Raw genomic sequence first — 13,953 nt, forward strand, 5'->3', positions numbered from 1 at the left:
TGAGCAAATACTAGCGAAGTAAGACTCTACGCCCTAAGCTCTTAGCTATACGCTAAGTAAAAGGAGAGGATTGGTAAGTGGAAGTTAAGTTAAAGGCAACTGTCAGGGAGCCGGGCAAGCACAGCGCCATCACCGAACTGCGTGATGCCGGTTTGATCCCCGGCACCTACTACGGCAAGAAGATCGACCCGGTATCCGTCTATGTCAGCGACCATGAACTGCGGGAAGCGCTGCATACGGAGGCGGGTTTAAACGTTCTTATCGAACTGCTTGTGCAAGCGCCGGAAGGCGTTCAAGCACCGGACCTTAAAGGGAAACAGGTCGTCATCATCAAGGACATGCAGCGAAATCCGATTCGCGGAGACATCCTTCACGTCGACTTCGTCAAGGTGAGCATGACGGAAGAAATCACGGCCGCGATACCGATCCTTCTCAACGGCGAGGCGCCGGGCGTCAAGGTGGGCGGTGTGCTTCAGCATTCGATTCGTGAGGTCACCGTCAAGAGTCTGCCCGCCAACCTGCCTGATTCCTTGGCGATAGACGTAAGCGTCATGGAAATCGGCGACAGCCTGAAAGTATCGGACTTACCTGTAACCGAAGGCGTGGAGATCCAAGACGACCTCGAGGAGATTCTGGTTTCTGTTGTCCCGCCGACCAAGGTCGAGGAAGTCGTCCCGGTCGAAGGCGAAGAGGTCGAGGTCGAAGGCGAAGAGGCCGAACCCGAAGTCATCGGCGAGAAGAAAGAAGAAGCGGAACAAACCGAGGAATAGTCTTTGTTTCTTATCGCGGGCCTGGGCAATCCCGGCCAGGAATACGCCGGCAACAGGCACAATCTTGGTTTCATGGTCGTCGACGAGATCGCCCGGCGGTTGGGCGTCGTCTTTCGACCGACAAAAATGGATGCGCTCGTCGCGGACGTAGTCGACGACGACTCGAGATTGCTTCTGGTCAAACCCCAAACATTCATGAATGAGAGCGGCCGGAGTATCAAGCTTATCCGGCTGCTCTTTGACGTTCCACTGGAGAACATGGTCGTTATCCATGACGATATGGATATCGAATTCGGCGATCTCAGGCTGAAGGATGACGGCGGAAGCGCCGGACACAACGGCCTCCAGTCAATCATTGACGAACTGGGAGAGGATGACTTTAAGCGCATCCGCATCGGTATCGGCCGGCCGCCTGGCCGCCAGGATCCCTCCAAATTCGTCCTCAAGGACTTCACCAAGAAAGAGCGCGGCGAGGTTGATTTCATCGTTGACGAAGCGGCCGATATAGCTCTTAAACTGGCTGAAAAGCGTCCATGAGCCTGCGCGACCTGCTGCCGGCAATAAGGGCGGCGGGCGGGTACAAAGCGTTAACCGGCCGCTCCCTATCTATCAGTGAAATCCTGCGGCCTATTTTTCTGGCCGCGCGTTACGACGATAATCCCCGGACGACACTAATCATAGCGCCTGATAGAACGACGGCCGACGCAACAGCCGCCGATTTAGCGTCAATTCTGGGACTGGAAGTCCACGTCTTGCCTGCCCATGGCGATGCGGGCGGGGACGATGGCGACGATCCGGAATCGACAGGTTTACGGGCCGCGGCATTTGACAGCCTGGTAAGCGATCCTGAAGCATTGGTCGTCGCCACCGCCCGGGCGGCCGCCGAACCGTTATCCAAGCCGGTCAAGAACAAACGGCTGGCCAGTCTGATCGCTTTGGGCGATACCCGCGGGCCCGATACGTTGATTGAAACATTGGGCGCATACGGCTATGAACGGGCGTATGAGGTTCAGAACAAGGGCGAATTTGCCGTCCGCGGCGGTATCCTCGACATTTACGGTTCGGGCGCGTCCAATCCGGTCAGACTTGAATTCGACGGGGACGAGGTTGCTTCCATGCGCTCCTTCAGTCTGGTGGATCAGATATCGACCGGACCCGTAGAGAGCGCGATTATATATCCCGTGCGGACGGCCGCCGGCGAAGGCGCGGCGCTATTTGACTACTTGCCTAAAGGCGCCTCGGTCTTTCTGGTCGAGCCGGAAGGCTTGCCTGATGACGTTGAGATCCCGTCGCCGCCCGGGGCAACCATTATTTCTTCCCTCGCGGCCGGCCGGCCGGCCCTGGAGATCGAGCGCCACCCCGCTTTTCTGGGCGACGGACGAGGTGTGGATTTCAATCATATCCAGGGATATCTGAAATCCTTACGGGATCGGGACCTTAGGATAGTTGCGGTTTTAGCGGACCGGGGACGGGCGGACAGGTTTGCGGAGCTGCTGCGCGAGTGGGAAATGGCCGCGGGCGTCGAGGTCAGGGAGGGTGCGGTCAGGACAGGTTTTATTTTGTCTGAGGCCGGGTTGGCGCTGTTGACCGAGGCAGATCTGTTCGGGGCGAAGCGCGAGCTTCGACAGACGAGGCAAACAAAGTCCAGGGCTTTCTTCGATCTGATGGACTTGCAGGAAGGCGATTACGTCGTTCATATCTACCACGGCATCGGCCGGTATGCTGGTTTGACGCAAAGACAAGTCGACGGCTTAAGGCGGGATTATATTCTGCTGGAATACGCCCAGCGCGATAAGCTATATATCCCTACCGACCAGCTTGGTCTGATTCAAAGATATATCGGAGGCGAAGGGACGGCTCCGGCTGTCGACCGGCTGGGCTCGAAGCGCTGGTATAACGTAAAGCGCAAGGTCAAAGAATCGACAGCCCGGATTGCCGCCGAGCTGGTCGAGCTTTACGCCGCCCGCAAGTCGGCGGAAGGACACGCCTTCGCGCCGGATACTCCGTGGCAACGAGAACTCGAGGAGTCCTTTCCGTTTATCGAAACCCCAGACCAGGAAAGGGCCATCGACGGGGTTAAGATGGACATGGAAGATCCTCATCCGATGGACAGGTTGATCTGCGGAGACGTGGGGTACGGTAAGACGGAGGTCGCGGTCAGGGCCGCGTTCAAAGCGGTCATGGACGGACGGCAGGCTGCTATCCTCGCGCCGACGACGCTGCTGGCCGAACAGCATTACGAGACGTTCCGCGAACGCTTCGAGCCATTCCCGATCGGAGTCGCCCAGCTCTCACGTTTAAAGAAACCAAGTGAACAGGCAAAAACCATTGAGGGGCTTAAAGACGGAACGGTCGACGTGGTTATCGGTACGCACCGGCTGCTGCAAGCCGATGTAAAGTTCAAAAACCTGGGGTTGTTCGTCATCGATGAGGAACAGAGGTTCGGCGTCCGCCACAAGGAGTTTCTCAAGAAACTTCGATTAAACGTAGACGTTATTACCCTCTCGGCGACGCCGATACCAAGAACATTGAATATGGCGCTGACAGGGGCCAGGGATATGAGCGTCATAGACACCCCGCCGGAGGACCGTTTCCCGGTCGCCACTTTCGTCAAGCCTTATGACGACGCGGTAATCGCGGCGGCCGTGCAGCGGGAGTTGAGCCGTCAGGGACAGGCATTCTTTGTTCATAACCGCGTCGACAGCATAGAATACGCGGCCGAGCGTGTTCGCCGGCTTGTTCCAGGCGCCCGGGTCGCTGTTTCTCACGGACAGATGGGGGAGAGGCAGCTGGAACTGGTCATGTCGGAATTCCAGGAGCGGCGTTATGACGTGCTGGTGGCGACAACCATTATTGAATCCGGGTTGGATATGCCCAATGTTAATACGCTGATCGTCGACCGGGCGGATAAACTGGGTTTGTCCCAGCTATATCAATTAAGAGGCCGCGTTGGCCGGTCAGACCGTCGGGCCTACGCCTTCTTCCTAATCCCGCCGGAGCTATCCCTGTCGCCGACACAGCTCCGAAGGCTGAAAACTATCGCCGAGTTTACCGACCTTGGCAGCGGTTTCCGAGTCGCGCTGCGCGACCTGGAAATAAGAGGCGCAGGCAATGTACTTGGGGCTGAACAGCACGGCTTTATAAACGAAGTCGGCTTTGAACTTTACGCGTCGCTGCTGCAAGACGCTGTCGCCGGTCTAAAAGGCGAGCCGGTCAGGAAACACGTCGAGGTTAAAATAAACTTGCCGGTAGAAGCCTATATCCCGAAATCATACATCGGCCAAGAGCCGTTGAGAATCGACGCTTACAAGAAAATCGCTCAAGTCGCGGAGGAGGACGACGTCGGCCGGTTAAGGAAGGAGTTTAGAGACCGGTTCGGTCATCTGCCGGAAATCGTAGAGAATCTTCTGTTGATCGCCAAGTTGAAAGCGACGGCCGGACGAGCCGGGGTTAACCGAGTAACCGCGGAGCGGGGTCGGGTTAGGCTGTCCCCCATAGATGTGTCCGCCGGCTTGGACGGGGTTCTTAGAAAATACTCTGACTTGGCCAAATATAAGCAAGGCGAGCGCGCTTTGTATGTCGTCGCGCCGCGTGGGCGCGCCGGAGTTGTTTTGTTAGACCAGTTACTCTGTGATATAATGACACATGTTTTTTGACCTTAAGTTTTGTTCCAAGGAGGACGTAAATGAATTCGAAGATGGTAATAATTATCGCGGTGGCTCTAGTGCTGGTGGTTGCCGTGGCGGGGGTTGTGGCCTGGCAAACCGGCTTATTCTCCAAGAAGGCGGCGACGGTTGACGGCAGCCCGATCTACATGTCGGAGGTTCAGAGCCAGCTCGACAGGATTTCAGCTCAGCACAAGACGGCCGAGCAGAAGAAGGCTTTTGAACAACAGAAGAAACAGATTACAGCGCAGATCCTGGACCTTCTGATCGACGAGAAGGTTTATGTCATTCAGGCCGACGAGATGAACATAAAAGTAACGGACCAGGAAGTGGAGACCGAGGTCAACAGGACTATCAAGCGGTTCCCGTCCCAGGCCGAGTTCGACAAAGCGCTCAAGGACGCCGGTATGACCATGGACGACCTGCGCAAATTCACGAAGACCAGGCTTATCACGGATAAAGTCAACAAGAAAGTCGTCGGCACGGTTACCGTAACCGACGCTGAGGCCAAGGATTATTACGACAAGAATCCGACGCAGTTCAAAGACCCGGAGAAAGTTAAGGTCTCCCATATTCTGGTGAAAACCGAGGAAGAGGCCAAAACGATCCAGGCTCAAATTGTTGCGGGCGGCACCTTCGCGGATATCGCCAAAGAGAAATCGACGGATCCGGCCAGCAAGGCCAACGGCGGCGACCTGGGCTATGTCCAGAAAGGCGTCATGGTTCCCGAATTCGAGACGACCGCCTTCGCGATGAATGCCGGCGACCCGGCGCAGATTGTGAAAACCCAGTTCGGCTGGCATGTAATCATCGTCACCGACAGGACGCCGGAGAAACAGCGGACTTATGAGGAGTCTAAAGCCAGCATCGAGCAGATGTTAAAGAGCCAGAAAGAAAGCACAAAGATCAAGGCTTGGCTGGATGGCGTCAAGAAAAAGATGACCATTAAGAAATATATCTAATCTTCGCCGCTAACGCGCGGTGTTATCATAAGAGGGCGAGCCTTGGCGACAAGGTTCGCCCTCTTTTTATTTACGGCGGGGAGGACAAGAGTTTGACGGAATTTGACGAACTTGTATCGATAATGGCCCGGTTACGGACTTCCGACGGGTGTCCGTGGGACAGGGAACAAACCCACGATTCCTTGAAGCGTCATGTCATCGAGGAGGCGCACGAAGTGGTCGACGCTATCGAACATGGCGACGACGATCACCTTAAAGAAGAGCTCGGCGACCTGCTGCTCCAGATAGTATTTCACGCCCAGATAGCGGCTGACCGGGGCGCCTTTGACATTGCCGACATCGTGGCCGGCATAAACGAGAAACTAATACGGCGCCATCCGCATGTCTTTGCCGAGGGAAGCGCGGAAACAGCGGCTGACGTCGCCCGAAATTGGGAGATGATCAAGAAGGAAGAGGAGCTAAAATACGAGGAAAGTCGGCTGGAAGGCATACCCAAGTCGCTGCCGGCGCTCCTGCGGGCGTTTAAAATCCAAAAGAAAATGGCCGCTGCCGGGTTTGACTGGGACAACACGGAAAGCCTGATCGAGGCTTTTGACTCGGAAATAGACGAATTCAAGCAATCGCTTGACGGAGACGGCGACTTGAAGGAAGAAATCGGTGATATGCTATTCATGTTGGCGAATATCGCCAGGTTAAAAGGGATTGAACCGGAGGAAGCGATGCGGGCGGCTAACCAGAAAGTCGAGTGCAGATTCCGGTATATGGAAAAGGCGGCGGGTGAATCTGGCCGTCCGCTTGACGAGATGAGTCTGGATGAACAGGATGAGTTATGGGAGCAAGCTAAAGAGGAGGAAGAATAATAATGGCCAAGATCGCGTCCATTAAGGCGAGGGAGATTCTGGATTCAAGGTCTAATCCGACGGTCGAGGTGGACGTCGAGCTTGATAACGGTATTTTGGGGCGAGCGGCCGTTCCTTCGGGAGCGTCAACCGGAACCCTGGAAGCTCTAGAGCTGCGCGACGGCGACAAGGGCCGCTATCTGGGCAAAGGCGTCTTAAAAGCGGTCGGTAACGTTAACTCCATTATCGCTCCGGCTTTGACCGGCCAGGACGCCGCCGACCAAGCTGGCTTGGACGAGGCGCTCATCAATTTGGACGGAACGCCCAACAAAGCTAAACTCGGCGCCAACGCGATACTTGGCGTTTCTCTGGCCGCGGCCCGCGCGGAATCCATCAGCCGCGGCCTGCCGTTGTTCGAGTATCTGGGAGGAGAAAGCGCGATCACCCTGCCTGTTCCCCAGATGAACATCCTAAATGGCGGGGCGCACGCGGACAATAACGTAGACATCCAGGAATTCATGATTATCCCGACCGGCGCGCCGAACTTCGCGGAGGCTTTGCGTATGTGCAGCGAGGTTTTTCATTCCTTGAAGGGACTCCTTAATTCTAAAGGTCTGGCGACGGGCGTCGGGGATGAAGGCGGTTTCGCTCCGAATCTGGCCTCCAACGAAGAGGCGATAGAGGTCATCCTGGAGGCCGTGGAACGGGCGGGATACAAAGCGGGTGTCGACATCAATCTCGGTCTGGACGTCGCGGCCAGTGAGATCTACAAAGAAGACGCCTATACGCTGTCCGCAGAGAACAGAACGCTTACCAGCCAGGAAATGGTCGATTATTACCGGGACCTGACCGGGAAATACCCGATCATCTCCATAGAAGACGGTCTTAGCGAAGCGGATTGGGACGGTTGGAAACTGCTGACCGATACCCTTAGCGGGAAGATCCAACTTGTCGGGGACGACATCTTTGTCACCAACAAAGACATTCTCATGAAAGGTATCGACACAGGCGTCGCCAACTCCATCCTGGTCAAAGTCAATCAGATCGGCAGCTTGACGGAAACGCTGACGACGATTGATCTGGCGAAAAGCGCCGCTTACACGACGGTCATATCTCATCGTTCCGGGGAGACCGAGGATACAACCATCGCCGACCTGGCTGTCGCGGTCAACGCCGGCCAGATAAAAACCGGCGCGCCGTCGCGTAGCGAGCGGGTCGCTAAATATAACCAACTGCTGAGGATAGAGGAATACCTGGGGAACCGGGCGGTTTACCCGGGTTTGGCCGCTTTCAAGCGTTAATGCAAGATTGCGAGGAGCTGAAAAGGTTCAATGGCCGGTAAATCCCCTAAGCGGTTGCCGCTGCGGACACTATTGTTGCTTGCCGCCGCCGCCGCCATCTTGTTTTTAACTATCGCGCCGGCGCGAGAGGTCCTTAGACAGCGCACGGAAATAGAAGAACTATCGGAGGAACTCGATAGCGTCAAGACGCAGAACAGTGAACTCCACCTGGAAACCCAAAGGTTGAACACCGACGCCTATATCGAGCAGCAAGCGCGGGAGAGGCTGGGTCTTATAAAACCCGGCGAAGAACCATTTCTGCTAGTGCCGCCGAAACAAGAACCGCCGAAACCGGCGACTAAACCGGCCGCGAAGCCTAAAGCTAAACCGGTCTCAAAAACCTGGTGGCAACAGATAATCGCTTATTTTGAGGCGTTGGTTTCATGACGCGTTTAGCGGCCATTGATATCGGTACTAACACGGTGAGGTTGCTTGTCTCCGACGTCAGTAAGGAAGGAGTCAAAACCGACGTTGTTCGGCGAGCCGTTATCACGCGGCTTGGTCAAGGTTTGGGGGAGTCGGGGATGTTTAAGCCCGAAGCAGTCGTCCGAACCCTGGAGACTTTGGCTGAATACGAGGACGAAACCGCGCGGCTAGGCGCGGAAGCGATAAAGGCGGTCGCGACCAGCGCGGCCCGCGACGCCGGCAATAGCGGAGAGTTTCTGGCTGCGGCCGGCGAGGTGCTGGGGACGCCGGTCGACATCATCACTGGCGAGACGGAAGCGGCTTATGCGTTCCTGGGAGCGGTTGAAGGCTTTCCCTTTGTGGAGCTGCGGCAACCGGTCTTAGTTTTTGATGTGGGCGGCGGTTCGACCGAACTTATTTCAGGCCGCGGGCGCGTTATGGACCAAGCGGCCAGCCTGGATATCGGTAGCGTCAGGCTAACTGAACTGTTTGTCCGGCACGATCCGCCAGCGCCCGACGAAGTTGTTATGATCAGCCAGTGGGCGCGCGATGCCGTGAAAAACGGACTAAGACATATTCGCCCGGCCGCTGACGGCTTAACGGTAATCGGGGTGGCCGGCACAGTTACGACTATCAAAGCGGTCCGCTTGGGTCTTAGGGATTATGATCCGGTCAAAATACACCTCTCCCGGCTGACGCGCGACGACATTGACATCGCGCTAAAAGTATTCATGTCGATGGGCTTGGAGGGCAGGCGCGGCCTGGCCGGCTTGGAGCCAAAACGGGCGGACGTGATTATCGCGGGGGCTTTGATCACGGCGGCTGTGTTGGACGAGCTAGGCGCCTCGGAAATGACCGTCAGCGAAAGCGACATCATCGACGGAACGTTGCTGACGCTGGCAAAAGAAGTTAGTGGTTAGTCGTTGGTAGTTAGTTATTAGCGGACAACAGGCGATTACTATAAAATCTACTAACAACTAATATCTAACGGCCAACATCTAAAAGGCCCGGGTGGCGGAATTGGCAGACGCAGCGGACTTAAAATCCGCCGGAGCAATCCTTGTGGGTTCGAGTCCCACCCCGGGCACCACTCGTAATTGCGCGGGTTCTGCATAAATAATAGACTCGCATGCCGCTCGCGGTCTACCATCGTTAGTGTTTTGGGGTCAGTCCCTTTCTTCTTATGAGATAGGGCCTGACCCCGTGTTTTAAGTCGCCGCGGCGAGCGAACAATGCTCTCCGCTCGAACAGCGATTTGCCTGCATGCTCGCTTCTAAAGCATCACCCGCGAAGTACTCGTGTCTAAAGATGAGGCTCCGGTGCCATCCGCCCTTATATCAAAAGCAAGAACCGCGTCACCCATTACGCATGATTATTAGCAGGCTTATTTCCTTATCGTTCGCGACAAAAAGGTCAGACGTTTAAGTCCCGCTTCTGATAGAAGACGAAGGCCAAAACGCCTAGAACCGCGGTTAAGGAAACCGAGATGGCGAAATACACCGGATTCAGCGCGGTATTCTTGACAATCGTCGCCGCGTCAAAGTACTTGAACGGCGTCGCGTACTTAAGCCATTGAGCCTTCTCGGTTACGTCAAGCCATAACGACAGGAAATAGGCGCTGAACAAATAGGCTGAGACAACGGCGGCCGCCCGTTTCGGTCTCTTGATGATTGCCGCAGCCGCCAACCCTGCGGAGAGAAACAGCAGCTGCGCCAGGTACATCCCGCCCATCAGCAGTAAAACCTCTGTCGTCGCGGATTCGCCCCTGTTGTAAGCGGCGACAAAAGCGACCGATGAGACTGTTGTCACAAGGTTCAAAACTGTCACGTTCAGGAGCGCCGCCGACAACTTCGCCGCTACGGCTTTGGCCCTGGATATCGGTTTGGCGAATAGAAACTCCGTGGTCCGGTCAAGCTCCTCTTCCGTAAGAACGCCTGCGCCGAGCAACGCGGCGTGAATCGACGCCATCACGATCAGGTAGATGAACAGGATAACAAAGAACCCGATTGCCGTGGATAGATTGACGTCGCGGACCCCCAGAACGGCCTTAACCGCTTTGGGCAGGGTGTCAAAAATCTTAGTGACGTTTACGCCTGATTTCTGGTAGGCGTCGAACTTAGCCATGCCGGAATAAACCAGAAAAAACATCCCGACCGACCACCAGATCAGCCCCTTGCGGTGAGCCTTGAATTCCCGTAAGAAGACATTCATATCAGCTAAAGTCCTTTCATCTTTTTAGGCGGCTAAATAGAACTTATGTCCCGCCGACTGTAGATATAGTAACCGGCCGCGACGGCGGCTATGACGAACATAATCTCTATCAGCGGATACTGCCACTCGTAAGAGCCGTGTTTATAGACATAGATCAAGTCGAAGAATTTAAAAGGCGTCAGGTAGCGAACGGCTTTTGCCCCAAGCACCGCATCGAACATACCGACTATGTAGAAAGCGAAGACCGTTACCAGCGACACCGAAAGGACGTTCTTGATCCTCTTGGCGGAAACCGATATCAGAAATCCCAACGCGACAAAGAATATCTGTACGAATAGCAGAGTCAGCGACATCAAGAGAAACACCGATGTCGACAGGGCGACTTTCGAGACCGCCATCATGATAGTCCAGGTGGCGCTGACAAAAACCACGTTGGTCCCGGCGATGACCACGACCGCGGCGGCCAGCTTGGCGGATACGATACTTGACCTCTTGATGGGTTTGGAAAGCAGGAATTCCGCAGTCTTGCCGCGTTCTTCTTTGCTAAGGGATGCCGTTCCCAGATTCATCGCCTGAATTGCGGCGGCGAGGGTGGTGAATCCGAGGACCAGCGCGTAGAAGCTGGCCAGGGCGAACTTGGGGTCGAAGTTGAGTCCGAAAGCCTTGCGCAAGGCAAGCGGGAAAGACTGATAGATCTTGTTTACCGTTTCCGCAGCGTCGGCGAAGGCGGGGAAGATCAACATATACAGCGCCGCCACGCTCGTTAAAGAGATTATCCATATGATCGCCGTTCGGCGGTTCTGTTTTATTTCTTGCCAGAAAAGGGCTTTCATATTCCTCTCCTACTCGTAGTAATGTAAGAATATCTCTTCCAGGTCAGGCTCTTCGACTAATAGACTTTGCAGGTCAAGATCTGCTAGCTTCCGGGTTATGGTGTTGAGGTTGCCCTTAAAGAGGAAGCTCGCGCGGGTCGTGTTCGTCTGCAGGTTGGATATCCCCGGCATGTCGAAATAGCCGGGTTCGATGGGTTTGTTGGCGACTACCCGGAACTGACTGTAGTTGCTTTGGGCCAGGTCGCTCATCTTCTCTATCTGGATGATGCGACCTTCTTTGATGATGGCGACCCGGTCGCACAATCTCTGGACCTCGCTCAGGACGTGGGAGGAGAGGAATATGGTCGCGCCCTTGCGGTTTTCCTCGTGCACAAGTTCGAAGAACTTCTGCTGCATCAACGGATCGAGTCCACCGGTCGGTTCATCCAGGATTATCAGTTTCGGATCATGGATGAGGCCCTGGACGATCCCCACTTTCTTCTTGTTCCCGTATGACAGATCGTCGATCTTCTTGTCGAGATCAAGGTCCATGATCTCGGATAATTCCTTAATCCGCTTGGAGCAGTCTTTCTTGTAGAAGCTGGCGGAGTAATTCAAGAGCTCTCTGACGCGCATGTTGTCGTAATAGAAGACCTCGGAGGGCAGGTAGCCGATCTCCATCTTGATCTCGGGCCCGTATTTCACAACGTCTTTCCCGAATATAGTAGCAGAGCCACTGGTCGCGTAGATCAACGATAAAAGGACCCGGATGGTGGTCGATTTGCCGGCGCCGTTAGGCCCGATGAAACCGTAGATTTCGCCCTCTTCCACGCTGATATCGACGTCAATGATTCCCCGCGATTTGCCGTAATACTTGGTCAGCTTTTTTGTCTCGATTACAGCCATTGCCGCTTCCTCCTCAACGTGCAAAAGTTGTTTTCTTAATTATTACTCTAAGGACAAGTAAGTACAATCTTGAGATATCGGGCGGTCAGCTCTAGACTAGGAGTTAAGGAAAAGGAGGAACCATGGCTATAGATCCTGTCTGCAAAATGGACGTCGACGAGAATAATCCTCCCGGAGGCACCTCGGAATATAATGGCGCGACTTACTACTTCTGCGCGCCCGGCTGCAAGATAGTCTTCGATAGGAATCCTGAAAAATACCTGACGGACGAAGACAAATAATCACTTGAAGATACTCGCTCCCGCGGACCGTCTGGTCGAGGTCCGTCCGCTTATAGACGCGGGGGCCGACGAGCTATACGGAGGTTTCATACCGTCCGCATGGGACGAAACGTACGGCGAGGTCGGCTCCATCAACAAACGCACTTTTCAGGCCGCTCAGTTCGCGACAATCGACGAACTGGCTAAGGCCGTTGAGCTGTCGCACGGCATGGGCGTGCGTTTCTATCTGACACTTAACAACGATTTCTACACCCCGAAGCAGATGCCGGCCGTCTTGAAACTTGCGCAAGAGGCGGCCGCTGTAGGCGTCGACGGTCTGTTGGTGGCCGATCTCGGCCTTATTCTTGAGCTCAACAAGCTGCGTCTACCGCTGGAACTTCATTTAAGCATCCTGTCGGCTGTCCTCAACAGCCAGGCGGCGCTCTTTTTCAAGGACCTTGGGGTGGCCCGCGTCGTTTTGGACCGGACGCTGACCGTCCAGGAAATCGCGAAGGTTGTCGCCAATGTCCCCAGCCTGGAGTTCGAGGCATTCGTAATGTATGGAAAGTGCCCGAACATAGAAGGCCTCTGCTCGTTCTTCCATCACGACGATCCCGACCACGTCTGGCCGTGCGGGCGGGCCTGCGAGCTTAAGCCTGTTCCGGCAGACAATCCGGAAGCGGCCGCGGCTGCCGCAGCCCAGTCCGGCTGGGCAGAGGCCGTCAGAGGGAACGCCTGCGGCTTATGCGGCGTCTACGACCTCATGAAAGCAGGTTTGACGGCCGCCAAGATCGCTGGCCGCGGCCGCAAAACCGAACATAAACTGGCCGCGATCGCCGCTTTGAAGACCATACGCGACTTGACGGCCATGGGCGCCTCCAGAGTCGACGTAGCAAAAGCCGCCCGCGCCTCGCATGAGAGGCTGTTCGATTTGCCCTGCTCGCCATATGAATGCTATTTCCCGGCGGAGGGGTGAGCCCGATGGAGAACGCCGTTCTGATTAGCCCGGCAGACGATTTAGAAACCGCTCAAGGTTACGACAGGCTGTATTTCGGCGTCGAATTCTGTGAGATCAAGATCCCTACCGCGGATGAGGTCAAACGGGCCGTCGCTTACGCGGCGGCCAACGACATGCGATTCACCCTGGTAACGCCGTATGTGACCGACAGCGGTTTGGCGGCGGTTGAACGGGCGATTGCCGTCCTGCCGGCTGCCGGAGCGATAGAGGTAGTAGCTAACGACTTCGGCGTGTTGCGCCGGATGCTGGAATTTCATCCGAATCTTACACCCGTTTTAGGCAGGCTGCTCGTGAAGCAGAAGCGGGGATTCGGGATTTCTACCCGCCGACAAGACGCGCCGCCGGCCTTGGCGGAGCAATGGGGGTTTAGCGGCGCCGACAACGAAACGGTGCGCGGTTATTTGACGGATATAGGAGTCAACCGGGTGGAAATGGATAATCCGGCTCAAGGCATAGCGTCCGATTTCTCTGGATCCAAGCTGGCCGCGTCCGTCTACACGCCATACACGTATGTCACGACAACCCGTTACTGCCCCTGGGCTTATGACGGCAGTACCTGGCCGAACATGCGCGGCAGGTGCGGCCGACCCTGCCTACAGGGTATTATAGAAGAGACGGGAGACTTGTTCGATCGGACGATATTCATTAGCGGAAACGCCCAATTCTATCGCCACGACGTTCTTCCGCCTGAGAATGAACTGCTTGATAAAGGCATAGACAGGCTGATCTATGAACCGGGATTGCCGGTATAAAAACGGAGGTTAG

At 55.4% G+C, this 13,953-nt stretch carries 14 protein-coding genes and 1 tRNA gene; 12 read left to right on the forward strand and 3 right to left on the reverse strand.

Annotated elements, in window-relative coordinates; all coding sequences use genetic code 11:
* Positions 1-77 precede the first annotated feature (77 nt).
* The 9 genes from WC891_04475 to WC891_04515 all read left to right on the forward strand — a co-directional run bounded on the left by WC891_04475 (position 78) and on the right by WC891_04515 (position 9,071).
* A complete protein-coding gene (locus tag WC891_04475) occupies positions 78-770 on the forward strand; it encodes a 50S ribosomal protein L25 (protein ID MFA5867201.1) in 693 nt (230 codons plus the stop codon).
* A 3-nt stretch (positions 771-773) separates the two neighbouring features.
* Complete coding sequence (gene pth, locus WC891_04480) at positions 774-1,307, forward strand: aminoacyl-tRNA hydrolase (GenBank protein MFA5867202.1); 534 nt, start codon at positions 774-776, stop codon at positions 1,305-1,307.
* Positions 1,304-4,426: a transcription-repair coupling factor gene (gene mfd / locus WC891_04485; protein ID MFA5867203.1), complete on the forward strand. Its 3,123-nt coding sequence runs from the start codon at positions 1,304-1,306 to the stop codon at positions 4,424-4,426. Before pth ends, mfd begins: the two co-directional genes overlap by 4 nt.
* 29 nt (positions 4,427-4,455) lie before the next feature.
* A complete protein-coding gene (locus WC891_04490; protein ID MFA5867204.1) occupies positions 4,456-5,397 on the forward strand; it encodes a peptidylprolyl isomerase in 942 nt (313 codons plus the stop codon).
* Positions 5,398-5,489: 92 nt separating this feature from the next.
* The gene (gene mazG / locus WC891_04495; protein ID MFA5867205.1) at positions 5,490-6,257 is read left to right on the forward strand and encodes a nucleoside triphosphate pyrophosphohydrolase; all 768 of its coding nucleotides are present in this window, start codon (positions 5,490-5,492) and stop codon (positions 6,255-6,257) included.
* A 2-nt stretch (positions 6,258-6,259) separates the two neighbouring features.
* Positions 6,260-7,537, forward strand: a complete 1,278-nt coding sequence (eno, locus tag WC891_04500; protein ID MFA5867206.1) for a phosphopyruvate hydratase — start codon at positions 6,260-6,262, stop codon at positions 7,535-7,537.
* Positions 7,538-7,567: 30 nt separating this feature from the next.
* Positions 7,568-7,963 carry a septum formation initiator family protein gene (locus tag WC891_04505; protein ID MFA5867207.1) on the forward strand — a complete coding sequence of 132 codons (396 nt, stop codon included), beginning with the start codon at positions 7,568-7,570 and terminating at the stop codon, positions 7,961-7,963.
* The gene (locus WC891_04510; GenBank protein MFA5867208.1) at positions 7,960-8,901 is read left to right on the forward strand and encodes a Ppx/GppA phosphatase family protein; all 942 of its coding nucleotides are present in this window, start codon (positions 7,960-7,962) and stop codon (positions 8,899-8,901) included. Before WC891_04505 ends, WC891_04510 begins: the two co-directional genes overlap by 4 nt.
* An 85-nt stretch (positions 8,902-8,986) precedes the next feature.
* A tRNA-Leu gene (locus WC891_04515) sits at positions 8,987-9,071 on the forward strand.
* A 323-nt stretch (positions 9,072-9,394) separates the two neighbouring features.
* On the opposite strand, the gene WC891_04520 is transcribed toward WC891_04515, so the two are convergent.
* The 3 genes from WC891_04520 to WC891_04530 are packed head-to-tail and all read right to left on the reverse strand — an operon-like array spanning position 9,395 to position 11,910.
* Entirely contained in the window at positions 9,395-10,192 is a 798-nt protein-coding gene (locus tag WC891_04520; GenBank protein MFA5867209.1) for an ABC transporter permease subunit, read from the reverse strand.
* A gap of 32 nt (positions 10,193-10,224) precedes the next feature.
* Positions 10,225-11,025, reverse strand: coding sequence for an ABC transporter permease subunit (locus tag WC891_04525; GenBank protein MFA5867210.1), 801 nt, complete (start codon positions 11,023-11,025; stop codon positions 10,225-10,227).
* Positions 11,026-11,034: 9 nt separating this feature from the next.
* Entirely contained in the window at positions 11,035-11,910 is an 876-nt protein-coding gene (locus WC891_04530) for an ABC transporter ATP-binding protein (protein ID MFA5867211.1), read from the reverse strand.
* Between the two features lie 122 nt (positions 11,911-12,032).
* On the opposite strand from WC891_04530, the gene WC891_04535 reads away from it, so the two are divergent.
* Genes WC891_04535 through WC891_04545 form a run of 3 tightly spaced genes read left to right on the forward strand, consistent with a single transcriptional unit; the run spans position 12,033 to position 13,940 of the window.
* A complete protein-coding gene (locus tag WC891_04535) occupies positions 12,033-12,191 on the forward strand; it encodes a YHS domain-containing protein (GenBank protein MFA5867212.1) in 159 nt (52 codons plus the stop codon).
* A gap of 4 nt (positions 12,192-12,195) precedes the next feature.
* Positions 12,196-13,146: a peptidase U32 family protein gene (locus tag WC891_04540; GenBank protein MFA5867213.1), complete on the forward strand. Its 951-nt coding sequence runs from the start codon at positions 12,196-12,198 to the stop codon at positions 13,144-13,146.
* A 5-nt stretch (positions 13,147-13,151) separates the two neighbouring features.
* On the forward strand, positions 13,152-13,940 hold the full coding sequence (locus tag WC891_04545; protein MFA5867214.1) for a hypothetical protein: 789 nt from the start codon (positions 13,152-13,154) through the stop codon (positions 13,938-13,940).
* The last annotated feature ends 13 nt before the right edge of the window (positions 13,941-13,953 follow it).

The sequence above is a fragment of the Actinomycetota bacterium genome, from assembly GCA_041658625.1.
Classification (GTDB): Bacteria; Actinomycetota; JAHEXW01; order JAHEXW01; family JAHEXW01; genus JBAZZW01.

Bases quoted from the DNA above. Each gene is read 5' to 3' on its own strand.
- mfd (MFA5867203.1), top strand. From the start codon at position 1,304: ATGAGCCTGCGCGACCTGCTGCCGGCAATAAGGGCGGCGGGCGGGTAC.
- WC891_04490 (MFA5867204.1), top strand. From the start codon at position 4,456: ATGAATTCGAAGATGGTAATAATTATCGCGGTGGCTCTAGTGCTGGTG.
- eno (MFA5867206.1), top strand. From the start codon at position 6,260: ATGGCCAAGATCGCGTCCATTAAGGCGAGGGAGATTCTGGATTCAAGG.
- WC891_04505 (MFA5867207.1), top strand. From the start codon at position 7,568: ATGGCCGGTAAATCCCCTAAGCGGTTGCCGCTGCGGACACTATTGTTG.
- WC891_04510 (MFA5867208.1), top strand. From the start codon at position 7,960: ATGACGCGTTTAGCGGCCATTGATATCGGTACTAACACGGTGAGGTTG.
- WC891_04520 (MFA5867209.1), bottom strand. From the start codon at position 10,192: ATGAATGTCTTCTTACGGGAATTCAAGGCTCACCGCAAGGGGCTGATC.
- WC891_04525 (MFA5867210.1), bottom strand. From the start codon at position 11,025: ATGAAAGCCCTTTTCTGGCAAGAAATAAAACAGAACCGCCGAACGGCG.
- WC891_04530 (MFA5867211.1), bottom strand. From the start codon at position 11,910: ATGGCTGTAATCGAGACAAAAAAGCTGACCAAGTATTACGGCAAATCG.
- WC891_04535 (MFA5867212.1), top strand. From the start codon at position 12,033: ATGGCTATAGATCCTGTCTGCAAAATGGACGTCGACGAGAATAATCCT.
- WC891_04545 (MFA5867214.1), top strand. From the start codon at position 13,152: ATGGAGAACGCCGTTCTGATTAGCCCGGCAGACGATTTAGAAACCGCT.